At 61.9% G+C, this 22,352-nt stretch carries 25 protein-coding genes; 17 read left to right on the forward strand and 8 right to left on the reverse strand.

Annotation, left to right across the window (positions count from 1 at the left end; all coding sequences use genetic code 11):
* Nucleotides 1-124: 124 nt before the first annotated feature.
* Both AC2FM3_RS11700 and dacB read left to right on the forward strand, forming a co-directional pair.
* Complete coding sequence (locus tag AC2FM3_RS11700; RefSeq protein WP_496681920.1) at nucleotides 125-730, forward strand: nicotinate-nucleotide adenylyltransferase; 606 nt, start codon at nucleotides 125-127, stop codon at nucleotides 728-730.
* A gap of 81 nt (nucleotides 731-811) precedes the next feature.
* The gene (dacB, locus tag AC2FM3_RS11705) at nucleotides 812-2,290 is read left to right on the forward strand and encodes a D-alanyl-D-alanine carboxypeptidase/D-alanyl-D-alanine endopeptidase (RefSeq protein WP_496681921.1); all 1,479 of its coding nucleotides are present in this window, start codon (nucleotides 812-814) and stop codon (nucleotides 2,288-2,290) included.
* An 11-nt stretch (nucleotides 2,291-2,301) separates the two neighbouring features.
* Here the strand turns inward: dacB and AC2FM3_RS11710 are convergent, their stop codons facing one another.
* Nucleotides 2,302-2,724 carry a tellurite resistance TerB family protein gene (locus AC2FM3_RS11710; RefSeq protein ID WP_040633393.1) on the reverse strand — a complete coding sequence of 141 codons (423 nt, stop codon included), beginning with the start codon at nucleotides 2,722-2,724 and terminating at the stop codon, nucleotides 2,302-2,304.
* A gap of 258 nt (nucleotides 2,725-2,982) precedes the next feature.
* On the opposite strand from AC2FM3_RS11710, the gene AC2FM3_RS11715 reads away from it, so the two are divergent.
* The 3 genes from AC2FM3_RS11715 (at nucleotide 2,983) to AC2FM3_RS11725 (ending at nucleotide 7,433) form a co-directional block, all read left to right on the forward strand.
* Nucleotides 2,983-4,557: a lysine--tRNA ligase gene (locus AC2FM3_RS11715; protein WP_496681923.1), complete on the forward strand. Its 1,575-nt coding sequence runs from the start codon at nucleotides 2,983-2,985 to the stop codon at nucleotides 4,555-4,557.
* 49 nt (nucleotides 4,558-4,606) lie between these two features.
* Nucleotides 4,607-5,008 (forward strand): DUF4864 domain-containing protein, encoded by a 402-nt coding sequence (locus tag AC2FM3_RS11720; RefSeq protein ID WP_496681925.1) that lies wholly within the window; start codon nucleotides 4,607-4,609, stop codon nucleotides 5,006-5,008.
* 139 nt (nucleotides 5,009-5,147) lie between these two features.
* Nucleotides 5,148-7,433 carry a glycosyl hydrolase family 28-related protein gene (locus AC2FM3_RS11725; protein WP_496681928.1) on the forward strand — a complete coding sequence of 762 codons (2,286 nt, stop codon included), beginning with the start codon at nucleotides 5,148-5,150 and terminating at the stop codon, nucleotides 7,431-7,433.
* Between the two features lie 43 nt (nucleotides 7,434-7,476).
* Here AC2FM3_RS11725 and AC2FM3_RS11730 read toward each other — a convergent pair whose 3' ends face one another.
* Complete coding sequence (locus AC2FM3_RS11730; RefSeq protein ID WP_496681930.1) at nucleotides 7,477-8,142, reverse strand: hypothetical protein; 666 nt, start codon at nucleotides 8,140-8,142, stop codon at nucleotides 7,477-7,479.
* A gap of 152 nt (nucleotides 8,143-8,294) precedes the next feature.
* Between AC2FM3_RS11730 and AC2FM3_RS11735 the strand changes: the two genes are divergently transcribed.
* The 5 genes from AC2FM3_RS11735 to AC2FM3_RS11755 all read left to right on the forward strand — a co-directional run bounded on the left by AC2FM3_RS11735 (nucleotide 8,295) and on the right by AC2FM3_RS11755 (nucleotide 10,437).
* Nucleotides 8,295-8,615 carry an antibiotic biosynthesis monooxygenase family protein gene (locus AC2FM3_RS11735; RefSeq protein WP_496681932.1) on the forward strand — a complete coding sequence of 107 codons (321 nt, stop codon included), beginning with the start codon at nucleotides 8,295-8,297 and terminating at the stop codon, nucleotides 8,613-8,615.
* A gap of 72 nt (nucleotides 8,616-8,687) precedes the next feature.
* The gene (locus AC2FM3_RS11740) at nucleotides 8,688-9,095 is read left to right on the forward strand and encodes a universal stress protein (RefSeq protein WP_496681934.1); all 408 of its coding nucleotides are present in this window, start codon (nucleotides 8,688-8,690) and stop codon (nucleotides 9,093-9,095) included.
* Nucleotides 9,096-9,158: 63 nt separating this feature from the next.
* Nucleotides 9,159-9,614: an excalibur calcium-binding domain-containing protein gene (locus AC2FM3_RS11745; RefSeq protein WP_496681937.1), complete on the forward strand. Its 456-nt coding sequence runs from the start codon at nucleotides 9,159-9,161 to the stop codon at nucleotides 9,612-9,614.
* Between the two features lie 177 nt (nucleotides 9,615-9,791).
* The gene (locus tag AC2FM3_RS11750; RefSeq protein ID WP_496681939.1) at nucleotides 9,792-10,019 is read left to right on the forward strand and encodes a hypothetical protein; all 228 of its coding nucleotides are present in this window, start codon (nucleotides 9,792-9,794) and stop codon (nucleotides 10,017-10,019) included.
* A gap of 64 nt (nucleotides 10,020-10,083) precedes the next feature.
* Nucleotides 10,084-10,437, forward strand: coding sequence for an MmcQ/YjbR family DNA-binding protein (locus tag AC2FM3_RS11755; protein WP_496681940.1), 354 nt, complete (start codon nucleotides 10,084-10,086; stop codon nucleotides 10,435-10,437).
* Here the strand turns inward: AC2FM3_RS11755 and AC2FM3_RS11760 are convergent.
* Nucleotides 10,434-11,141: an ORF6N domain-containing protein gene (locus AC2FM3_RS11760; protein ID WP_496681943.1), complete on the reverse strand. Its 708-nt coding sequence runs from the start codon at nucleotides 11,139-11,141 to the stop codon at nucleotides 10,434-10,436. The two genes, AC2FM3_RS11755 and AC2FM3_RS11760, sit on opposite strands and share 4 nt — an antisense overlap.
* A gap of 292 nt (nucleotides 11,142-11,433) precedes the next feature.
* Here AC2FM3_RS11760 and AC2FM3_RS11765 point away from each other — a divergent pair, with 292 nt between their 5' ends.
* Complete coding sequence (locus AC2FM3_RS11765) at nucleotides 11,434-12,171, forward strand: hypothetical protein (RefSeq protein WP_496681946.1); 738 nt, start codon at nucleotides 11,434-11,436, stop codon at nucleotides 12,169-12,171.
* 15 nt (nucleotides 12,172-12,186) lie between these two features.
* Here the strand turns inward: AC2FM3_RS11765 and uvrB are convergent, their stop codons facing one another.
* Nucleotides 12,187-14,373 carry an excinuclease ABC subunit UvrB gene (gene uvrB, locus AC2FM3_RS11770; RefSeq protein WP_496681948.1) on the reverse strand — a complete coding sequence of 729 codons (2,187 nt, stop codon included), beginning with the start codon at nucleotides 14,371-14,373 and terminating at the stop codon, nucleotides 12,187-12,189.
* Between the two features lie 160 nt (nucleotides 14,374-14,533).
* Here uvrB and AC2FM3_RS11775 point away from each other — a divergent pair, with 160 nt between their 5' ends.
* Together AC2FM3_RS11775 and AC2FM3_RS11780 are read left to right on the forward strand one after the other, a co-directional pair.
* A complete protein-coding gene (locus AC2FM3_RS11775) occupies nucleotides 14,534-14,845 on the forward strand; it encodes an ETC complex I subunit (RefSeq protein WP_149777332.1) in 312 nt (103 codons plus the stop codon).
* Nucleotides 14,846-15,322: a GNAT family N-acetyltransferase gene (locus AC2FM3_RS11780; RefSeq protein WP_496681951.1), complete on the forward strand. Its 477-nt coding sequence runs from the start codon at nucleotides 14,846-14,848 to the stop codon at nucleotides 15,320-15,322.
* A gap of 51 nt (nucleotides 15,323-15,373) precedes the next feature.
* Here the strand turns inward: AC2FM3_RS11780 and AC2FM3_RS11785 are convergent, their stop codons facing one another.
* On the reverse strand, nucleotides 15,374-16,498 hold the full coding sequence (locus AC2FM3_RS11785; RefSeq protein ID WP_496681970.1) for an ROK family transcriptional regulator: 1,125 nt from the start codon (nucleotides 16,496-16,498) through the stop codon (nucleotides 15,374-15,376).
* A 305-nt stretch (nucleotides 16,499-16,803) separates the two neighbouring features.
* Between AC2FM3_RS11785 and AC2FM3_RS11790 the strand changes: the two genes are divergently transcribed.
* The 4 genes from AC2FM3_RS11790 (at nucleotide 16,804) to AC2FM3_RS11805 (ending at nucleotide 20,371) form a co-directional block, all read left to right on the forward strand.
* Nucleotides 16,804-17,772 carry a sugar ABC transporter substrate-binding protein gene (locus tag AC2FM3_RS11790; protein WP_496681953.1) on the forward strand — a complete coding sequence of 323 codons (969 nt, stop codon included), beginning with the start codon at nucleotides 16,804-16,806 and terminating at the stop codon, nucleotides 17,770-17,772.
* A 114-nt stretch (nucleotides 17,773-17,886) separates the two neighbouring features.
* A complete protein-coding gene (locus tag AC2FM3_RS11795) occupies nucleotides 17,887-18,960 on the forward strand; it encodes an ABC transporter permease (protein ID WP_496681955.1) in 1,074 nt (357 codons plus the stop codon).
* On the forward strand, nucleotides 18,960-19,736 hold the full coding sequence (locus AC2FM3_RS11800) for an ATP-binding cassette domain-containing protein (RefSeq protein ID WP_496681957.1): 777 nt from the start codon (nucleotides 18,960-18,962) through the stop codon (nucleotides 19,734-19,736). Before AC2FM3_RS11795 ends, AC2FM3_RS11800 begins: the two co-directional genes overlap by 1 nt.
* Nucleotides 19,733-20,371, forward strand: coding sequence for an AAA family ATPase (locus AC2FM3_RS11805; protein WP_496681958.1), 639 nt, complete (start codon nucleotides 19,733-19,735; stop codon nucleotides 20,369-20,371). The genes AC2FM3_RS11800 and AC2FM3_RS11805 overlap by 4 nt, the downstream gene beginning before the upstream one ends.
* Here AC2FM3_RS11805 and AC2FM3_RS11810 read toward each other — a convergent pair.
* From AC2FM3_RS11810 to AC2FM3_RS11820, 3 genes are all read right to left on the reverse strand, one after another.
* Nucleotides 20,368-20,886: a GNAT family N-acetyltransferase gene (locus AC2FM3_RS11810; RefSeq protein WP_496681960.1), complete on the reverse strand. Its 519-nt coding sequence runs from the start codon at nucleotides 20,884-20,886 to the stop codon at nucleotides 20,368-20,370. The two genes, AC2FM3_RS11805 and AC2FM3_RS11810, sit on opposite strands and share 4 nt — an antisense overlap.
* Nucleotides 20,883-21,437, reverse strand: a complete 555-nt coding sequence (locus AC2FM3_RS11815) for a helix-turn-helix domain-containing protein (protein WP_496681961.1) — start codon at nucleotides 21,435-21,437, stop codon at nucleotides 20,883-20,885. The genes AC2FM3_RS11810 and AC2FM3_RS11815 overlap by 4 nt, the downstream gene beginning before the upstream one ends.
* A 108-nt stretch (nucleotides 21,438-21,545) precedes the next feature.
* Nucleotides 21,546-22,352: extracellular solute-binding protein (locus AC2FM3_RS11820; protein WP_496681963.1), on the reverse strand; the 807-nt coding region annotated here is incomplete at its 5' end.

The raw sequence follows: 22,352 nt of genomic DNA on the forward strand, positions 1-22,352 counted from the left end.
GGGTTGACCCGCTTGATAGCCAAGCATGGCAGGCGGGGCAAGCTGATGCGTTCCGTGCATTCGCTCGCCGTCCGGTGGCGGCCTTGGATTGACAAGTCCGCCCGGTTCTGAACATCCACGGAGGATGTTTCGCAGCGCCATCCCATTCGCGCGGCCCGGGCAGGTCGTTGGCTTGTTCGGCGGGTCATTCGATCCGCCGCATGCGGGGCATGTCCACGCGACGTTGGAGGCGATGAAGGCCTTCGGGCTGGACCGTGTTTGGTGGTTGATGTCGCCGGGCAACCCGCTGAAGGAGCGCGGTCCCGCGCCATTGATGCGCCGCATGGAGGCGGCGCGCGCGATCTTGCGTCATCCCCGCGTCGCGGTCACGGATATCGAGGCGCGCATCGGCACGCGGGCTACGGCCGATACGCTGGCCGCCCTGCGCCGCCTGTATCCCGGCGTCCGGTTCGTCTGGCTGATGGGCGCCGACAACCTCGCGCAGTTCCACCTTTGGAAGGACTGGCGCTGGATCATGGACAACGTTTCGGTCGGTGTTGTTGCCCGGCCCGGAGACAGGATCTCGGCGCGGATGTCGCCCGCGGCGCGGATCTATGCGCGGTATCGCATCGACGGGACTGCACGGCACCTGCTGGGTCGTGCCGACTCTCCTGCTTGGTGTTTCGTGAACGTGCCGATGATTGACGTCAGTTCGACCCAGATTCGTTCCAGCGGCGAATGGACAGGTTGAAGTGTTGCCGGAATGGCCCCTGTTGGCGCATATTGGATTTGAGTAGTTGTCTGCTCTGATCTATGGGATTTTAATTGACCCATGCCTGATCGTTTTTCGCGCCGTGTATTTTTGGGGGGATTGGGGGCCAGTTTGATCCCCACAGTCGGCGCGGCCGGTGCGCCAGCGGTGTCGTTGCGGCCGATTGCTCGGGGTGCCGAGCTCTCCGCGGCCGAGAGGATCGTTGCGGCGGCGGGCCTTAAAGGCGAGGTGGTCTTTGCCGTAGCCGATGTCGAAACAGGCGCAGAACTGGAGGCTTTCGGGGGCGATCAGGGGTTGCCGCCAGCCAGCGTCGCCAAGGCGCTGACGGCGCTTTACGCGCTGGATGTGCTCGGACCAGACCATCGGTTCGAGACGGCGCTGATTGCGGATGGACCCATCGAGAACGGTATCCTGAAGGGCGATCTGATTCTGGCGGGCGGCGGTGATCCGCTGTTGGATACCGATGCGCTGGCAGGTATGGCCGCCAATCTGCGCAAGGCCGGGGTGACCGAGGTGCGCGGCGCCTTCAAGGTGTATGACGGGGCCTTGCCCTTTGTGTTCAGCATTGACCCGGGTCAGCCGGACCATGTGGGTTACAGTCCGTCGGTCAGCGGTATCTCGCTGAACTTCAACCGCGTGCATTTCGAGTGGAAACTGGGGACTTCGGGGTACGACGTGTCGATGGATGCGCGCAGCGCCAACTACACCCCGTCCGTGGACATGGCGCGGATTCGGGTCGAGCCGCGCAGTCTGCCGATTTACACCTATCAACGCAGCGCCCGGCAGGACCGGTGGACAGTGGCCAAGGGCGCGTTGGGCAAGGGCGGCGCGCGGTGGTTGCCGGTGCGCAAGCCGGCGCTTTATGCCGGCGACGTTTTCCGAACGCTGGCCCGGGTAAACGGGATCGTTCTGGGCCGGGTGCAGGTCACGCGGCAGGCCCCACGGGGACAGGTGCTGGTTGTGCATCAGAGCGATGCGTTGGACAGCATCCTGAAGGGCATGCTCAAATATTCCACGAACCTGACGGCCGAGATGGTGGGGATGGCTGCGACAAGGGCGCGCGGGGTGTACCCGGGTTCATTGGCGGCATCCGCCGCCGAAATGAACCGCTGGGCCGCCGCAAAATACGGGACCAGACGGATTGCGATGGTGGATCATTCGGGTCTGGGTGAAGCGTCTCGTATGGCGCCTTCGGATCTGGTCAAGGCGCTGGTCGCCGCCCGGCAGGATGGGCTGCTGCGGCCGTTACTCAAGCCGTTCACGTTGACGGACGCCAAGGGGAGGCGTGTGGTCGGAAACCCGGTCCGGGTCGATGCCAAGACCGGGACGTTGAACTTCGTGTCCGGTCTTGGCGGGTTTCTGACCACGGCCGGCGGAACCGATCTGGCTTTTGCGATCTTCACCGCCGACATGGCGCACCGTGCGACTATCCCGCGTCAAGCCCGGGAACGCCCCGACGGCGCGCGCAGCTGGAACCGTCGGTCTCGCAGGCTGCAGAAGGCGCTGATCGAACGCTGGGGCGCGCTGTACGGAAGCTGAACCGAATCGCGTCAGACCGTATGCCGGGCCCGGGCGCCGCGTTCGATCGCGGCGGCATGCAGGCGGTCGATGCTCAATTCATAGCGAATTTCTTCCAGCAGGCGCAGCTCGGTTTCGGCTAGCGCACCATCTGCGGCAGCTACGTCGCAGGCCAGCGCATAGGCCGTTTCATGCAGCCGCTCCGGCAGGTTGTCTCGGATCAGACCGAATAGCGCATCCAGGCCGTCTTCCTGCTCGAAAAGGTCGAACACGATCTGCGAGACGCGCCGCATGCGGTCGATGTCGTATTCGGCAAAAACCGGCAGCATATTCACCGCAGCCTCGATCTTGACCAGTTCGGCCGTGCGGATGTTCTCGTCAGATGCGGAGACGGCCACCATGATTGCCACGAGGCAGTCCTGGGGCGACATGGGGTGGGCAACGGCTTGGGTCATCGGTTCGTCCTGAATTGCGCTGTCTGCCGCGGCACGATAGGAGCGCGCGCAGCAGGGTTCAACCGCTTCTTGCGAACGCGCCGAACGACCCTGGTGTGCGGCAGGACCTGGCGGGTGCGAGGTTGCTGCGAAAAACAGCAGTTTTGTCGGGCAAGAGGGGGCGTGCTTTATTGACTTATGCTGCACCGGCACAATAGGAGGGGTGGTCCGGTTGCATGGGGTGGCCGGCGCTGTTTGTCCCGATGGAGACCCGATCAAATGTCTGAACTGCGTGAAGCCGCGATGTCGTCCAAGGCCTGGCCTTTCGAAGAGGCGCGCCGGGTGCTCAAACGCTATCAGAAGGCTCCCCCGGAAAAGGGATATGTGCTGTTCCAGACCGGCTATGGCCCCTCGGGCCTGCCGCATATCGGGACCTTCGGCGAGGTGGCGCGGACCTCGATGGTGCGTCACGCCTTCGAGCAGCTGAGCGACATCCCCACCAAGCTGATCTGTTTTTCCGACGACATGGACGGGTTCCGCAAGGTGCCCGGCAACGTGCCGATGCAGGAAGAGCTGAAGCAGGACCTGAACCTGCCGCTGACCAAGGTGCGCGATCCGTTCGGCACGCATGAGGGCTTTGCCCAGCACAACAACGCGCGGCTGTGCGAGTTTCTCGACAGTTTCGGTTTCGACTACGAGTTCGCCTCGGCCACCGAGTATTACACCTCCGGGCGCTTTGACGAGATGCTGCTGGTGGCGCTGGAACGGTTCGACAAGATCATGGAGATCATGCTGCCGACGCTCGGCCCCGAGCGGCGCGAGACCTATTCGCCGTTCCTGCCGATCTCGCCCAAGACGGGCCATGTGTTGCAGGTGCCGACGCTGGAGCGCAATGTCGCCAAGGGCACCATCGTCTACGAAGAACCCGATGGCGAGCGGGTCGAGATCCCGGTCACCGGTGGTCACGTCAAGATGCAGTGGAAGCCCGATTGGGCGCTGCGCTGGGCCGCTCTGGGCGTGGATTATGAGATGTCGGGCAAGGACCTGATCGACTCGGTCACGCAATCCTCCAAGATCTGCCGGGCGCTGGGCAAGCAGCCGCCCGAGTCGCTGAGCTATGAGCTGTTCAACGACGAGCACGGTCAGAAGATCTCGAAATCGAAGGGCAACGGGTTGTCGATGGAGGAGTGGCTGACCTATGCCGCGCCCGAGAGCCTGTCGTACTTCATGTACCAGAAGCCCAAGACGGCAAAGCGGCTGTATTTCGACGTGATCCCCAAGGCGGTGGACGAATATCATCAGCAACTGCGGGCCTATCCGGGGCAGGAGCTGAAGGCGCAGTTGAACAACCCCGTCTGGCATATCCACGGCGGCGAGGTGCCTGAATCTACCCTTATCGTGCCTTTTGCCATGCTGCTGAACCTGGCCTCGGTATCCGGCGCCGAGGACAAGGAGACGCTGTGGGGCTTCATCCGCCGCTATGCGCCCGAGGCCACACCCGAGACCCATCCCGACCTGGACCAGGCGGCCGGGTTCGCGGTGCGTTACTACAACGATTTCGTCAAGCCGACCCGCACGTTCCGCCTGCCGACCGAGCAGGAGCGCGAGGCGCTGGAGGCATTGCAGGCGGCGTTGGAGACCTATGACGGCCCGGTCGAAGACGAAGCGTTGCAATCGGTGGTCTATGCGATCGGCCGCGAACGGTTCGATCCGATGCGCGCCTGGTTCACAGCGCTGTACGAGGTGCTGCTGGGCGCCAGCCAGGGGCCGCGCTTCGGCGGGTTCATCGCGCTTTATGGCGTGCCGGAAACCATCGCCCTGATCGATAAGGCCCTGGCCGGAGAATTGGCCTGATTTGACCCGAACGCGCCCGGGGCTACGATCTGACACAGGAGGTGGCCCCATGCGTCGTTTGTTGATTGCCGTTTCTCTGATCGCCGGTATGGCAACCGGTGCCCTGGCCCAGAACGCCGAGATCGAGGCTAATATCCGCGCCCAGATGCGGGCGTTCCAGGCGGATGACTTCGTTACCGCTTTCACCTACGCCAGCCCCGGAATCCAGACCCTGTTTCGTACGCCCGAAAACTTCGGTGCCATGGTGCGCAACGGCTATCCGATGGTTTGGCGACCGGCCGATGTCAGGTTTCTCGACCTGCGTCAGATCGACGGCCATTGGTGGCAAAAGGTTATGGTGGTCGATGGTGACGGTCGGGCGCATATCCTGGACTATCAGATGGTGCAGCGGGAGAGCGGCTGGAAAATCAATGGCGTTCTCCTTCTGGGCAACGCCGACCCCGCGGCCTGACGCAACACCCACCGTCACGGTGCCGTGAGCGGCGGTTAAATCCTTTCCGATATCTCAAGCCCGTGTGTCCGGAAACATCCGGGCCGGGGAATGGGTATGTGCTGCGTTGGAGCGTGGCGCGATTGGGAAAGGGTATTCAATGAACAAGGCAATCACCGACGGCATCGTGTTCATGCCGCCGCAATTCGCGAATGGTCTGGATGTATGGTCAAGCGGCGACGGGACGCCCGGTACGCCCACATACGATGGATCGGGTTCGGGGGCGTTTGTGCCGGCGGATGCGGATTTCGGCGGGTGCCTGGAGATCTTGAAGGTCAATACAATCCAGCAGCTGCGCTATATGGGACAGACACCGCTGTTGCCAGGGTGCTATTTGCAGATCAAGGCACGGGTCAAGGCGGTCAGCGGTCCGCTGCCGCAAGTACGGATTGCCGGTTGGGCCGGCGGTGCCGGCGACATGCATGTTCCGGGACTGGTTGAACAGGGGCCTGCCACGCAACTGACGGCCTATGGCTTGGTTCACGAGATCACGGCCATCGTCGGCACTGGCCAGCGCTCCGGCGTGGACATGCCGTGGGGCATGTCGGCCATTTATGGGCATTTCGGGCTGGATATCGAAGGCGCCAACGGGGCCGTGGTGCGCGTCGATGACATCGAGATCACCGACGTGACCGGCGTGTTTCTGCGCGACATGATCAGCTTGGTGGACGTGCGCGATTTCGGCGCCGTGGGCGATGGGGTCACTGATGATTCTGCCGCCTTCGAGGCGGCCGATCAGGCTGCAAACGGCCGCCGGGTCTACGTGCCCGAGGGCGTCTATTACCTAGGCCAGGACGTGGGGCTGGACTCGGAGGTCGATTTCGAAGGTACGGTCATTATGCCCGATGACCGGATGCTGCTGCTGACCAAGAATTTCGACCTGTCGACCTATGTCACGGCGTTTGGCGACGAAACACTTGCCTTCAAGAAGGCGTTTCAGGCGCTGTTGAACAACGTCGATCACGAGTCGCTGGATCTGTGCGGCCGCAAGATTTCGGTCTCGGCCCGCATCGACATGCAGGCCGCCGTGCCAAACCGCTCCAGCTATTCCACCCGCCGCGTGATCCGAAACGGGCAGTTCGACGTTAAGGACAGCACTGCGTGGGATACCCAGACGTTCACCTCGACCGCGACCTATGATCCGGCGGATCCATACAGGCTGACCAACGTGGCAAACGTTGCCAACATTCCGGTCGGCGCCCTGGTCCAGGGAAGCGGCGTCGGACGCGAAATCTATGTGCGGTCCAAAAACGAAGGCGCGGACGAGATCACGTTGAACGCTCCGATCCATGACGCCGCCGGAACACAGACCTACACTTTCGTGGATTTCAAGTATCTGCTGGACTTCAGCGGCTTCAGCGCGTTGCAGAAATTCGGCATGGAGGACATCGAATTCCAGTGCAACGGCCGGTCCAGCGGCATTCGCTTGGCACCGGGTGGCAACACCTTCGTATTGAAGAATTGTTTCGTCAGCCGGCCCAAGGATCGCGGCATCACCTCGATCGGGGTGGGCTGCCAGGGGATGCTGATCGACGGGTGTCAGTTTCTGTCCAGCGAGGAGGCCCTGGATGTGCCGGATCGCAGTTCGATCGCGCTGAATGCCAACGCCAATGACGTCAAGCTGCGCCACAACCGGGCGGTGCGGTTCCATCACTTTGCGGTGCTGGGCGGCGACAACAACCTTGTCCTAGGCAACCACTTCTTTCAGGGGGACAGCGTTCCGAACGGGGTGCGGAACGCCGGGTTGGTCATGATCGGCACGTACAACAGCTCAGCCATTGCCGAGAATTACATTGACAACTGCTTTGTCGAATGGACCAACGAACGAGATGCGGCGCCGGACTATGCCTCGGGCTTTTCGTTCAGCGCCATGAGCATCACCGACAACATCTTCTACAGCAGCGATGTCGCGGCCTGGTTCAGCTATATCGTGATCCGGCCTTATGGAAGCGGCCACTTCCTGAACGGGCTGACGGTTACGGGCAACAAGTTCCGTACCGCCAATGGGAAGATCGATCGGGTGGATCGCGTCGACACCAGCTTTGCCGGGCTGGACCCAGACCGCTTTGTCAACGTCACCTTCGCCAACAATACCTATCACAACGTGACCATTAAAACCGCCAACCCTCTGCGGGTGCGCCACGAACAGAACTCGGCCGCGCAAGCCTGGTTGGTCGATTCCGGTGGCGCCTTGCCCTTTGGCGGGCAAGCCCGCGGTTGCGACAGTGTTGTGGCCGTTGCGGCGCTCAAGTCATCGCTGGGCGCGGTTCGCTATGCGGCCCCTTACGTGCAATTGCAACAGGGTGGCGCAGAGGATCGGGTGCGGTTGCGGTGGCCAGAAAGCCTGAGTGGTCAGGTCACTGTGGTCATGCGCGTCGAGAGGTGATCGTCCGTTGACCGGCAGTCTCAGCGCTGCCGGTCGCCTGCGATCAGAAATCGCGCCACAGGGATAGCTTGAGGCCGACCGACTCTTTGAACGAGTTCTTCTCGAGCCCCACGAGCCAGGTGTTTGGGCCGTCTTTCGGGCGATACATGATGGATGGCCGGGCGCTCCAATAGAACGGGCGCCCGGACACATAAGAGGTTTCGACCTGCAACAGCGGGTCGATGCGCCGCGGCGAGGACAGGCCTGCGGTAAAGTCCAGCTTTCGGATCACCGCCTCGTGGGTTCGGTATTCAAAAGACGCGTCCACCGCCATCCACCCTCCGCCGACCCGGGTCTTGAACCCTTTTCCCCACGACAATGTCGCCTTGTACATCGCCCAGGCCTGAAGCTGCCGATGATGGGCGCCGATGCCGAATTCGGCGGCAAAACGCCCCGCCTCTTCGAGATCCGCCACGGGAACCCGCGCGAACACCAGCGCATGGCCGTAGAGATCGCGGTGTTCCTCGGCGTCCAACCCTATGGTCAGGTTCGGCCGCAGCCCCCATTCGGCGTACAGCGACGTCTTGTAGGCGGTCGCCCCATCCTCTTCGCGGAACCCGGTCACGGACAGGGCCGTGAACGCGTTGTTCTGTTCGCGCAGCCAGGCACCGGCCAGCGCCGGGCCGGACGCAAGAAGGCAAGAGAGCAGAAGCGCGATCAAACGGGTCATGAAGGCAAATTCGTCAATCTTGGTTAACAGAGTGTTAGCTTTGCTTTCATTTTTCTGAATGCCACTTGAACCGGGGCGTTCCCGCCAATGCAGGAAAACCGAGACCTTACGAAAAGCTGTGATAATCTTGATCTCAAAACAGGAGGAGCAAGATGCCCAGGATTTCAAAAGATGCGAATGTTCAGACCGTTATCACCACGTTCGAGATGACGCCGGGCACATGCCAGGACCTGCTCGAAGCGCTGACGGACGCCTATGCGAACTTCATTTCCAAGCAGCCCGGGTTCATTGCCGCGGGCTTGCATGTCAACGACGCCCAGACTCGGATCGCGAATTATTCCCAGTGGCGGCGGCGCGAGGACTTTCTGGCCATGCTGCGGACGCCCGAGATGCGAGAGCGCAACCGTCGGATCAACGAACTGTGCAAAAGTTTCGAGCCGGTGATGTACGACGTTGCCGAAACTTTCGGCTGACCGTGACCTGGATCAAGGTCCGTTTCCGCCGGGCGTTTCATTCTGCCGGCGAAACTCAAGGAGGCGCGAGCCATGTATCACAATATTCTTGTCCCGATTTCCTTCGATGCTGAGCGTGACACCTCGGCGCCGCTGAAACTGGCGAAGATCCTGGCGACACCGGATGCGAAGGTGACGCTGTTGCATGTGGTCGAGCACATTCCCGACTATGCGATTTCCTATATGCCGGCAGAATATCTGACCGAGGCGCGCAAGGCGATCCAGGACGAGCTCAACACCCTGGCCGCAAAGCTGCCAAACGCCAAGGGCGTCGTGGTTGAGGGTCATTCAGGCCGTACGATCCTTGACTGGGCCGATTCCAACAAGCCTGACCTGATCATTCTGGCCTCGCACCGGCCCGGCATGCAGGATCTGCTGCTGGGGTCGACGGCGACCCATGTGGTGCGCCACGCCAAATGTGCGGTGCATGTGGTGCGTTGACGCCGTGTGCCGGTTCGGTGTCGGCGCCACGGCATTGCCACAGTGTTGGTTCAGAAACGGCGCATGATCGATGAAACGAAGGCCGCCCAAGGCTCGGCTACCGACAGACGTGCCTTGCGGCGGCAACGCAGGGCGGACGCCACGCGGCGGCGGGCGCTTTCGCCGTGGCGCATCCTGTTCATGGTGCTGACCCTGCCGGTGACCGTTGCGGGCATCGCCTTGGGTATCTACCTGCGCACGTCCGAGTATGACCGCACCGGTGCGATGATGCACCTTTGGGCGCTGGCGGGCTGCGAGGCGGCGCGTTCGGTCGGGCTTGGCCCGATGCGCAAGGGGCAATTGGGGTATCACGAGCGCAACGACCCCGATGGCAACGGGATCGCCTGCGAAACCGGCGCGACAGATCGGTTCAACGCGCCGGCGCCAGTTCAATCGGTCGCGCCGAGGCCCGACCGGTCCAACAGCCAAACTCAACGTAAGATTGGCGCTGCCAAATTCGTTCGTCCCCAAGTGGATTGACCTGCGGTTGTCTCGTCCGCATGCAGAGATCGTTCTGCCTGTGTCTGTACGGAAAATTGCCCGTGTATGCTAAGCTGCAAGCGGCAATTTCGCCCACAGACAGGGAGAAAAACCATGTTTGCAAGAATAACCCAATTCAAGATGAAGCCTGGAACGCGTGAGGCGGCCACGGCAAAAATGAATGAATTGAAGGCCGAAATAATGGGCATGCCCGGCATGCATTGCTTTACCAACGTGATGAACGAAGACGGCAGCGGATATGTGATTTCGGTGGTCGAGAGCGAGGAAACCTCGAACGCGAATGCGCCGAAGGTGGCCGAGCTGTGGGGCCATTTCGCCGAATTCATGGAAGGACCGCCCTCGCCGGCCGGTTTTGATGTGGTGGCGCACTGGGACAAGGGCTGATCCCTTTGGCATGGCCATCGCTACCCGCTTGCCAGTGTTGAGCGGGTCGGTGACACTGCGCCCCATGACCCGGGACGAATTCAACGCCTTCTGCGCCTCTCTAAAGGCCACAAGCCACGTTGTGCAGTGGGGCAACGCGGATGTGTGGAAGGTGGGCGGCAAGGTGTTTGCGATCTGCGGCTGGAACGACGGCAAGGACGCCTTTACTTTCAAGGCCACCGATCTGACCTACGAAGTACTGCAGGATCAGCCCGGCATCCGCCCCGCGCCCTATCTGGCCTCGCGCGGCATGAAATGGCTGCAGGTTTACGACGAACGCGGGATCAGCGACGCGTCCCTGCGCGACCACATCGTTACGTCCTACGAGATGGTCGTGGCCAAGCTTACGAAAAAGATGCGGGCAGAGCTGGGGCTTTAACCCTTCATCGCCTGCAGCAGTTCGATCAGCCGCTTGCGATCATCGTCATCGGCGTAATCGCCCGCGGCCAACCGTTCGGCGATGCGCAGGCGCAGGCGCTCGTGCTGGGTGCGCACCTCTTCGCCTGCGGTTTCGGCCAGCGTCTTCATGATCACCGCCACCGCCTGCTGGCGCTTGGTGGTGGGGTTGGCGATGTAGTCGACCAGGCTCTGCTGCCCGGAATCGAGGATGTTTTCGGCCAGCGCCCTCAACTGCTCGCCATTGGGCAGCAGCGGGGCGGGAGTGCCTTCGGGCGGCAGGATCTCGGGCGCGCTGCGTGGGGTTTCAGCCAGGGCGTTGGCGCCGTCGACGAAGGCCTCGGTGATCATGCGGGTAATCTTGATCGCACGCGGGTCCTTGAACAGGGTCGAGGCGATGGCCACGCCGTAATCGGTATAGACCCACGGATTGACCCGCCGCCCACCGCGGCCTTTGGGCTTTGAAATCACATTCCGTGATATCAAATCGGCCACCTCGGCATCGGTCAGCTGAAAGCGGTAGCCCTCGAACAGGTCCTTGTTGCGCGCGACGGCCTGATTGAAGGCGCTCACGGATTTTCCGTAGAACCGTGCCAGATCCTCGGCCAGCACCACGCGGGTGCCGCGCACCCGGTGAATGGCGCTTTGGACCTCATGCGTGGAGGGCAGGTTCTTGGCGTTCGTCATAGCGTCCGTTTGGAATCACAATTTGTGATTTCAAACGTGGAGGAGGGAGGGGTGGGTGGCAAGGGTGGATTGGGACTACCTCATTCATAAACGAAAGTCAGTCGGCGTCCAAAGCAATCGACCCACATTCGCCAGTCAGGACACAGAAACAAGTCAAACACACATAGAGACCAAAAACCCGATGTTTCATGTCCGGAAGGCGCAAGCAATTGGCTGGAGAAAGCAAGACTAAAGTTGGTGCAAACGCCAATTACGTGATGAACAAGTTTGTTGAAAGATTGGAGTTCAGGACATGACTCGACGGATTAGGCTGGCTTTCAGGCTGTTTGCGGCGGTGACGCTATGTATTTCAGTAGCATTGAATGTCGTTGTCTTTTCAGTTTGGGGCGCATTTGCGATGGTTTCTGGTGCCCTAAACAGCGTTGGTATTACAACGGCCGCCACTCAAGAGGTTTCTGAGCGTGTTGGGAAAAGAAAGGCTCAAAAGAAAATCGCGAAAGAAACGAGAAAAAGTGTCTCTGAACGGCTGGGAAAAGCTGCGGCAAGAAACATCGGAACATCTTTTGGTGAGGCGGTTCCGTTTCTGGGTACGGCAGTAATTGTTGGCGGATTATACTTGGAAATCGAGGATGCCTGCCAAAACGCAAAAGAAATGGCCGGCTTGGAGGCGGCTATCAACGCAGAGAAGGATCCGACGGCAGCACAAATTGAGGCAATGGAAAGCTTTGATTGTTCCGAAACTCTAATACCAGATCGAGAAGACCTCCCGTCCGCATCGGAGATTTGGAGAGCGGCATACACCGCACCTGGCGAAGCATTGGCGACAGTCAAAGAAAACTTTCCGGAACTGCTTGAGTCCGAAGTCTTTGCTCAAAGCTGGGAGTGGGTTACCGCGTCGACACAATCAGTAGTCGGCTCCGCTACTTCGTTTTATAATGAGTCAGTTGAGCGACTTAAAGGCCGCTATAATGACCGCTATCAAGAAACGCTTGATGCCGCGAAGGAGCTTCTGCCAGAAAAAGTTTGGTGAAGACTAACAAAAGACTCACCTCTTCCTTCTCTTCACATTCCCACCCCGCTGCCCCGGCCGTCCGGCCGTTGACCGCCCCTGCGAGCGAACCGCGTCTTCCGAGGCTTTCTCGACCGCCCATTGACGCGCCATGGGGTCGTCGGCGACGGCTAGGTCGACCGCTTCCAGACGCTTGATCTCGTCGCGGATGCGGGCGGCTTCCTCGAATTCCAGGTTCTCGGCCGCCTTGCGCATCTGCTCGCGCAACCCGTCCAGATGGGCCTCGAGATTGGCGCCGTGCATCGGTTTGTCGATGGTGGCGGTGACGCGGTTCATGTCCACGTCGCCAGCATAGAGACCGGCCAGAACGTCCTCGACATTCTTCTTCACCGTCTCGGGCGTGATGCCGTGTTCCTCGTTATAGGCGATCTGCTTGGCGCGGCGACGGTTGGTTTCCTCCAGCGCGCGCTCCATGCTGCCGGTGATGCGGTCGGCATACATGATCACGCGGCCCTCGGCGTTGCGGGCGGCGCGGCCGATGGTCTGGATCAGCGAGGTTTCCGAGCGCAGGAAGCCTTCCTTATCCGCGTCCAGAATCGCGACCAGACCGCATTCGGGAATGTCCAGCCCCTCGCGCAGCAGGTTGATGCCCACCAGCACGTCGAATGCGCCCAGCCGCAGGTCGCGCAGGATCTCGATCCGCTCGATCGTGTCGATGTCGGAATGCATGTAGCGGACCTTGATGCCCTGTTCGTGCATGTATTCGGTCAGGTCTTCGGCCATGCGTTTGGTCAGCGTCGTCACCAGCGTGCGATAGCCCTTGGCCGAGACCTTGCGCACCTCGTCCAGAAGGTCGTCGACCTGCATTTCGACCGGGCGGATCTCGACCTCGGGGTCCAAAAGGCCCGTGGGGCGGATCACCTGTTCGGTGAAAACGCCGCCGGTCTGTTCCAGCTCCCACGCCGCGGGGGTGGCGCTGACGAAGATGGATTGCGGGCGCATGGCGTCCCATTCCTCGAACTTGAGGGGACGGTTGTCCATGCAGGAGGGCAGGCGGAACCCGTGTTCCGCCAGCGTGAACTTGCGCCGGTAGTCGCCGCGATACATGCCGCCGATCTGCGGTACGCTGACGTGGGATTCATCGGCAAAGACGATGGCGTTGTCGGGGATGAATTCGAACAGGGTCGGCGGCGGCTCGCCCGGCGCGCGGCCGGTGAGGTAGCGGGAATAGTTCTCGATCCCGTTGCAAACGCCGGTCGCCTCGAGCATCTCGAGGTCGAAATTGGTGCGCTGCTCCAGCCGCTGTGCTTCCAGCAGTTTGCCCTCGCCCACCAGTTGGTCGAGGCGCTGGCGCAATTCCTTTTTGATGCCAAGGATCGCTTGCTGCATCGTCGGTTTCGGCGTGACGTAGTGCGAGTTCGCATAGACGCGGATCTGGTCCATCGTGTCGGTACGCTCGCCGGTCAGGGGGTCGAATTCGGTGATTTGTTCCAGTTCTTCGCCGAAGAACGAGAGTTTCCACGCCCGGTCCTCGAGGTGGGCGGGCCAGATTTCCAGGGAATCGCCCCGCACCCGGAAGCTGCCGCGCTGGAAGGCCTGATCGTTGCGACGGTATTGCTGGGCCACCAGATCGGCCATCACCTGCCGCTGGTCGTATTCGTTCCCGACCTTCAGATCCTGCGTCATCGCCCCGTAGGTCTCGACCGAGCCGATGCCATAGATGCACGAGACCGAGGCCACGATGATCACGTCGTCACGCTCGAGCAGCGCGCGGGTGGCCGAGTGGCGCATCCGGTCGATCTGTTCGTTGATCTGCGATTCCTTTTCGATATAGGTATCGCTGCGCGGCACATAGGCTTCGGGCTGGTAGTAGTCGTAGTACGAGACGAAATATTCGACCGCGTTGTCCGGGAAGAAGCCCTTGAACTCGCCATAGAGCTGCGCCGCCAGCGTCTTGTTGGGGGCGAGGATGATGGCGGGGCGCTGGGTTTCCTCGATCACCTTGGCCATGGTGAAGGTCTTGCCGGTGCCGGTGGCGCCCAGCAGCACCTGGTTACGCTCGCCGTCCAGAATGCCCTGCGCCAGTTCCCTGATCGCGGTGGGTTGGTCGCCTGCAGGGGCGAATTCGGTGTGCATCACGAAACGCTTGCCGCCCTCAAGCTTCAGGCGGGTGCGCACGTCGTCGGCAGTCAGCTGGGTCTTGTCGGAATGAGCATAGGGCATGGGCAGGCTCCGCTTCGGCCCCTTACATTTGTTCTTATTTTGTCCGCATGCAACCCCCGCCGGGCGGGTCATTTGCATCGCCCTGCGGCAATTGCAATCTTGTCGCCGCCCGCGCTCTGACGCATAAACGGGCGCGACAACCCGAGTATGGAGAGGCGACATGCGCGCACGGATTTACCAGCCTGCCCGAAACGCAATGACGTCGGGAATGGCCAAGACCCGCAAATGGGTTCTGGAATACGCCCCGGCCTCGGCGCGCGAGGTCGATCCGCTGATGGGCTGGACATCTTCCAGCGACACCCAGACCCAGGTGCGCCTGCGGTTCGACACCAAGGAAGAGGCGCTGCACTATGCGCGGGAACACGGCATCGACGCGCAGGTCGTCGAGCCCCACAAGCGCAAGCCCAATATCCGCCCGCGCGGATATGGCGAAAACTTTGCCACCGACCGGCGCGGCCCCTGGACCCACTGAATGATCCGGATTTGTCCGGCCGATCCGACATCGGATGCATTGCGTCCGGTGGTAGAGGCCCATGTCGCGCACAGCCGGTGGGCCGGCCCTGCAGAGAGCAATCATACGCTGCAACCTGATGCATTGACCGCGCCGGACATCCGGTTCTGGGCGATCCTTGAGGACGATCAGGTGCTGGGCTGCGGGGCGCTCAAGGCGCTGCCCGATGGCACGGCCGAGGTCAAATCGGTGCATGTGCTGCCGCAGGCGCGGGGCCGGGGGCTGGCCCGCCGGATGATGGAGCATCTGGCTGAAATCGCCCGGTCAGAAGGTTTTGCAGCGCTTGTTCTGGAAACCGGCGCGGCGCATCTCCCGGACTATGACGCTGCTCGCAAACTGTACGAGGCGTTGGGCTACGGCTATTGCGGCCCAATCTTTGGATATCATCACGATCCCAACAGCGCATTCATGCGTTTGGATCTTGTGCCCCGGTCCTGATCGGCCAGGTGACCCGACGACACATTCGACAGCCCATGTTCAAGGGCCGCTTCACGTCTCGACCAGATATCGGTCCGACAATGGCAGGCTGGCGGCGCCCAACGCGCGTGCGTCCGGTCCGACCGAGCCGGCCGAAATCGACGGTGCTTCCAGCCCGGTTAGGTTCAGCCGGGACAGGCGGTCCCGAACCAACGTAATCAGCCGGGACTTGACCGCATTCGGCATCCAGCCGTCGATCTTGACGCACTCGAAATCGATCAGGCTACAACTGGACAGGATGGCGTGGGCCAGACCCTGTGCCGCCCGGTTCAGCCACCGCTCGAGCAGGTCGGCGGGAATGGTCCAGCGCTCGGGCGAATGCCACAGGCCCGATGCGTCGCAACCAGAGGCCGCCAACGCGCGTTCGAGGACATACAGGCTGGCCACCTCGATCAGGGGTTGCACCGGCCCCGACCCGACGGAGACCGGCATCGGCCCCAACGCGCCGGCGTTTCCCCGGCCGGCAAAGATGGACCCGTTCAACACAACGCCGCCGCCGACGAAATAGCCGACATAGAAATAAAGGAAATCCCGCGGTCCTTCGGTTGGGCCGAATACCAGTTCCGCGCCGCAGGCGGCCGTCGCATCATTTTGGGCATAGACCGGAACATCGCAGATGTCCGAAAGGCTGGCCCGCAGGTCGGCCATGCGCCATGGGTCCATCTTTTCCTGCGGGACCTGCAGGATCTGTGCCCAGTCCCACAGGTAAAAGGGCATGGCGATGCCCAGGCCTGCCACTCGCGCGCGTGCGGGTTCGGACAGCGCCTCTGTCATGTGCGTCAGGGACCGGACTGCGAAATCGAGCGTCTGCTGCGGGGTGGGGTAGTCATAAGTGGTGCGGGACCGGTCGCGAACCCGCCCCAGGAAATCGGTCAGCACCATCTCCGAGCTACGGCGCCCGACCTTCAGGCCCAGGAAATAGGCACCGTCCGGGTTCAATCGCATCGGCACCGAAGGCTGTCCGACCTTGCCTCGTTGCGGCTCGCCGCGCAACAGCAGCCCGTCGCTTTCCAACTGCCGCATGATGACCGAGACGGTCTGCGCCGACAGGCCGGCCATGCGCGCCAATTCTGACTTGGCCAGCGCCTGATGGCGCCGGACCAGCGACAAAACCAGTTTTTCATTGCGCGCGCGCATGCCGCTTTGGTTGGTCCCGCGCACGTTTGACGAGCGGTGCGAGGGGCCGGTCTCGATTGCGGGTTTCTCGGTCACGGGGTGCTCCTTGTTCCCGCAAGAATGTGGTGTGGGCCGTGGGGTGTCAATAATAATTAAGAGTGATTTAATTATTGACAGGAATCGGGAATTGCTTGATGGTTTTGCCCATGGGAGCGGATCGAATTTCGCCCGCTTGCCCAAGACGTCTGCGGGCGTCGGAGATAACGGGAGGAAAAGCTTTGAAAATTTCAGCATTTGCTGGCGCGACCGCGTTGGCCCTGACAGCCATGGCGAGCGCTGCCGCCGCGCAGGACACGGTCTGTCTGATCACCAAAACCGACACCAACCCCTTCTTCGTGAAGATGAAAGAGGGAGCCACCGCCAAGGCCGAAGAGCTGGGCATGACGCTCAAGGCGTTTGCCGGCAAGATCGACGGCGACCATGAAACTCAGGTGCAGGCGATCGAGACCTGCATTCTGGATGGCGCCAAGGGTATCCTCTTGACCGCATCCGATACCTCGTCGATCGTCCCGGCCGTCCAGCAGGCGCGCGACGCGGGTGTGCTGGTCATCGCGCTGGATACACCGCTGGAGCCGATCGACGCGGCGGATGCAACCTTTGCCACCGACAACTTTCTGGCCGGCGAGCTGATCGGCAAATGGGCCGCAGCCACACTGGGGGACGAAGCCCAGAACGCCAAGATCGCCATGCTGGACCTGGCAGTCAGCCAGCCCTCGGTCGGGGTGCTGCGCGACCAAGGCTTCCTGCAGGGGTTCGGCATTGACCTGGGCGACCCGAACAAATGGGGCGACGAGACCGACCCGCGCATCGTGGGCCATGACGTCACCGCCGGGAACGAAGAGGGCGGCCGCAAGGCCATGGAGAACCTTCTGGCCAAGGATCCGATGGTCAATGTGGTCTACACGATCAACGAACCGGCTGCCGCCGGTGCGTATGAGGCGCTCAAGGCCATCGGCCGCGAAAACGATGTGCTGATCGTTTCGGTCGACGGCGGCTGCCCCGGTGTGCAGAACGTGGCCGACGGTGTGATCGGCGCTACCTCGCAGCAATACCCGCTGCTGATGGCGTCGCTTGGCGTCGAGGCGGTCAAGAAATGGGCCGACGAGGGCGTGAAGCCCGAGAACACGCCCGGCAAAGATTTCTATGACACCGGTGTTGCGCTGGTAACGGACAAGCCGGCCGCTGGCGTCGAGTCGATCTCGGTCAAAGAGGGCATGGACCTCTGCTGGGGCTGATCTGATCCCTTCAGGGGCCGCGCGCTGCGGCCCCTGAATTGAACCACGACCTCACCCGAAATTTTGCTAGAGTCGCCCCAAGACGGGAGCTTGACGCATGGGGGAACCTCATTGATGTCCGACACATCGAGACAGTCCGACGATTTCGAAGCCGCAGCCAAAGGCAGCCCGGAACAGGTTGCCGAATTCGAAGATCACCACCGCGGGTTCATGGGGACGGTCCAACACTTTCTACATGTGAACCCGTCGCTGGTGCCGCTGATCGTTTTGGTGGCGGCGATCCTGATTTTCGGCGTCTTGCTGGGCGCCAAGTTCTTTTCGCCCTTTGCCCTGACCCTGATCCTGCAGCAGGTGCAGATCGTCGGCATCGTGGCCGCCGCCCAGAGTCTCGTGATCCTGACAGCCGGGATCGACCTGAGCGTGGGCGCGATCATGGTCATGTCGTCGGTTGTGATGGGCCAGTTCACTTTCCGCTACGGGCTGCCGCCTACGGTGGCGATCCTGTGCGGTCTGGCCATCGGGACCGCAATCGGCGCGGTGAATGGATTCCTGGTCAGCCGGGTCAAGCTGCCGCCCTTCATCGTGACGCTGGGCATGTGGCAGATCGTACTGGCCGCCAACTTCCTGTATTCACAGAATGAAACCATCCGGTCGCAGGAAATCGAGGCCAACGCCCCGATCCTTCAGCTGTTCGGCGCCAAAATCAATGTCGGCGGGGCGGTGTTCACGGTCGGAGTGATCTTCATGCTGGTGCTGATCCTGGTGCTGGCCTATGCGCTGCGGCATACCGCGTGGGGCCGCCATGTCTATGCCGTGGGCGACGACCCCGAGGCCGCCGAGCTGTCGGGCGTGAACGTGCATCGAACGCTGATGTCGGTTTACATGCTTTCGGGGCTGATTTGCGCCTTTGCCGGCTGGGCGCTGATCGGGCGCATAGGCTCGGTCTCGCCCACTTCGGGGCAGTTGGCCAACATCGAAAGCATCACCGCCGTCGTGATCGGAGGCATTTCTTTGTTCGGGGGGCGCGGGTCGATCCTGGGCTCGTTGTTCGGGGCGCTGATCGTGGGCGTGTTCACCCTAGGCCTGCGGTTGTTGGGCGCGGATGCGCAGTGGACCTTCCTTCTTATCGGTATGCTGATCATCGCCGCCGTGGCCGTGGACCAGTGGATCAGAAAGGTAGCAGCGTGATGGAACCCATTCTCAAAGGGCGCAACTTGGTCAAACGCTATGGCAGGGTCACGGCGCTGGATCATTGCGATTTCGACCTGATGCCGGGCGAAATCCTGGCCGTGATCGGCGACAACGGTGCAGGTAAATCGACCTTGATCAAGGCGGTTTCCGGTGCCGTCGCCCCGGATGAGGGCGAGATCTGGCTGGAAGGGCGCAAGGTCGATTTCCACTCGCCCATCGACGCGCGCGAAGCCGGGATCGAAACGGTCTATCAGACGTTGGCCATGTCGCCCGCCCTGTCGATCACCGACAACATGTTCATGGGGCGCGAGATCCGGCGCAAGGGTCCTTTGGGCTCGGTATTCCGGATGCTCGACCGCCCTGCGATGGAGAAGTTCGCCCGCGACAAGCTGAACGAACTGGGGCTGATGACGATCCAGAACATCAACCAGGCGGTCGAGACCTTGTCGGGTGGACAGCGTCAGGGCGTTGCAGTGGCCCGGGCGGCGGCGTTCGGATCCAAAGTCATCATCCTCGACGAACCCACCGCGGCGCTTGGTGTCAAGGAAAGCCGGAGGGTTTTGGAGCTGATCCAAGACGTGAAATCGCGTGGTATTCCGATCATTCTGATCAGCCACAACATGCCCCATGTGTTCGAAGTGGCCGACCGCATCCATGTGCATCGGTTGGGCAAGCGGCTCTGCGTGATCGACCCCAATGATTACACCATGTCCGATGCCGTGGCGTTCATGACGGGCGCCAAAGAGCCGCCGGAACAGGATCGCGCGGCATGACGGCTGCAGGGTCATCGCCGCAGGCGCTGGCCGAGCGGATCGCCGACGCCGCAGCCGGGCTGGCGGCCCGTGAAACGCGCCAGCTTGTCGCCGTGGCCGGGCCGCCGGGCGCGGGGAAATCCACGGTGGCCGCGCTTGCACAACAGGCGCTGCAGGTGCGCGGCATTCCGACCGGTCTGCTGTCGATGGATGGTTTCCACTATGACAACCAGATTCTGACGGCGCGCGATCTGCTGCCGCGCAAGGGTGCGCCCGAGACATTCGACCTGCCGGGCTTTCATGCCTTGTTGCGCCGCCTCCAGGCCGAAGACGAGGTCGCCGTGCCCGAGTTCGACCGTGTGCTCGACAAGTCCATCGCCGCCTGTTCGTTCGTAACCCGCGACCAGAAGGTGGTGATCGTAGAGGGAAATTATCTCCTGCTGGACGAACCGGGGTGGCGCGATCTGCGCGACCTGTGGGCGTTGACCGTGTTTTTGGACGTGCCATTGCCCACGCTGGAGGCGCGCTTGCTGGACCGTTGGATCGGGCTGGGCCTGCCTCGCGACGAAGCCGAGCGCCGAGCCTTCGCCAATGACATTCCCAACGCCCGGCGCGTGGTGCAGAACTCGGGCTCGGCCGACCTAGTGCTGCGTTAGCCAAGCGCCTTGTACATGTAGGTGGTTGGTTCGAACACGGGCTCGAACGGGTTGCGGCAATAGCCGGGAATCTCTCCGGCAGTTTTAAACCCCAGGCTTTGGTACAGGATACGCGAGGGGTCGGTGCTGCGCGTGTCCAGCACCAACAGGGTTCGGCCAAGTTCGGTGGCGCGCTCTAGTAGGGCACCCATCAAGGCACGGCCCAGCCCGCGCCGCCGTGCGTCGGGATGCACCAGCAGCTTGGCTACATCGGCGCGGTGCGGTTGGTTGGGCATCGCAGCCGGAATCAGCTGAACCGTCCCTTGGATGCGTCCGTCATCATGGGCTACGAAAAGATCCAGTTCTCCGGCTGACAGCCCGGGGCGCACGCGCTCCTGCCAATAGGCGCGCGCGGCGTCGCGGGAAAACGGCAGAATGAACCCGATGCTGGCGCCGGTATGCACGCAGCCGTAAAGGATATCCGCCAGATCATCCACCGCCTGGTCAAAAGTCGTTTCGGTCAGGCGTGTAATCATATCAGCACCAGAATGTAGCGGGCGCCGCGGGACGCCTCGGTTTCAAAACGGGTTGCGCCGGACAGGTGATAGCGCAGGCAGTCGCCCGCGTTCAGCGCGTGGGGCGTGCCATCGACCGTCAGGGTCAGCGCGCCATCCAGTACGACCAGGTGGTGTTCCTGCCCGGGTCGTGGCGGCGCGTCATAGGCGATCGTGGTGCCGGGCGGCAGGTGACATTCCAGGACCTCGCCCGTCAGCCCCGCCGAGGGCGGCGACACCGATCGGCGCGTGAACCCGGTTTCGGGGTCGCGCCACTCGATCTGCCGTTCGTACGGAACCTTGGGGTCGAAGCTGTCCTCGACCATCATCAACAGGCGCGACATCGGCAGTCCGTAGGCTGCGCACAACCGGCCAAGATTCTCGGCTGTCGGACTGACCTCGGCCTTCTCCATGCGAGACAGAGTGGCTCGGCTGACCCCGCTGGTCTGGGCGAGTTGTTCAAGCGACCAGCCCCGACTGCGGCGCAGGTCGCTCAGGTGGCGGGCGAGGCGGCTGGACAAGCAGTCAAGCATTGGTCATATCCGGGAAACATTTTCGATTGTGAGAAAAGTAACAGAAATAAATAAAATAAAAAGGGGCGCGTGTGCCGCGCCCCTTGAACTGCTCGATATGATGGCGGCTTACTTCCAGCCAACCTCATTGAAGATCTTCTGGGCCTCGGGGATGTTCTTGGCGACTTCAGACAGGTTCACGTCGTCGGCCTTGAACTCACCCAGAGCAGCCACGTTCTCGGCCAGCGGCGCGCCGGGAACGGCGGGGTATTCGTCATTGCCGTTCGAGAAATAGACCTGCGCTTTATCGCTGGCGAGATACTCCAGGAACTTGATGGCGGCGTCCTTGTTCGGAGCATGTGCCGCGACACCGGCGCCCGACAGGTTCATATGCGCGCCTTCCGCGTCCTGCGACGGGAACTGGATGCCGATCATGTCGACACTGTCCGACAGGCCCTTGACGTCTTTGCGCAGGGCGCGTGCAAAGTAGTAGGAGTTCGACACGGCGATCTCGCATTCACCCGAGACGATGCCGCGCAGCTGGTCGGTGTCGCCGCCCTGCGGGTCACGCGCCATGTTGGCGACCACGCCCGCGGCCCATTCCTTGGCCTTCTCGGCGCCGTGATGGGTGATGATCGAGGCCAGCAGCGTCTGGTTGTAGGTGTTGGTCGACGAGCGGATGCAGACCAGACCTTTGTATTCGGGATTCGCCAGGTCCAGGTAGGTTGCCGGCGGGTTGGTCACGTCATTCTTGTCGTAGAAGATGATGCGCGCGCGCTGCGAGAAGCCGAACCACTGGTTGTCCTCGTCCTGTAGGTTGGCGGGGATGCGATCTTCCAGCACGTCGCTGTTGACCGCCTGCAGCAGGCCCACGTTCTTGGCCCGCGCCAGGCGCGAGGTGTCCACGGTCAGCAGGATGTCGGCGGGCGAGTTCGC

The sequence above is a fragment of the Ruegeria sp. BHSB172 genome, from assembly GCF_059613165.1.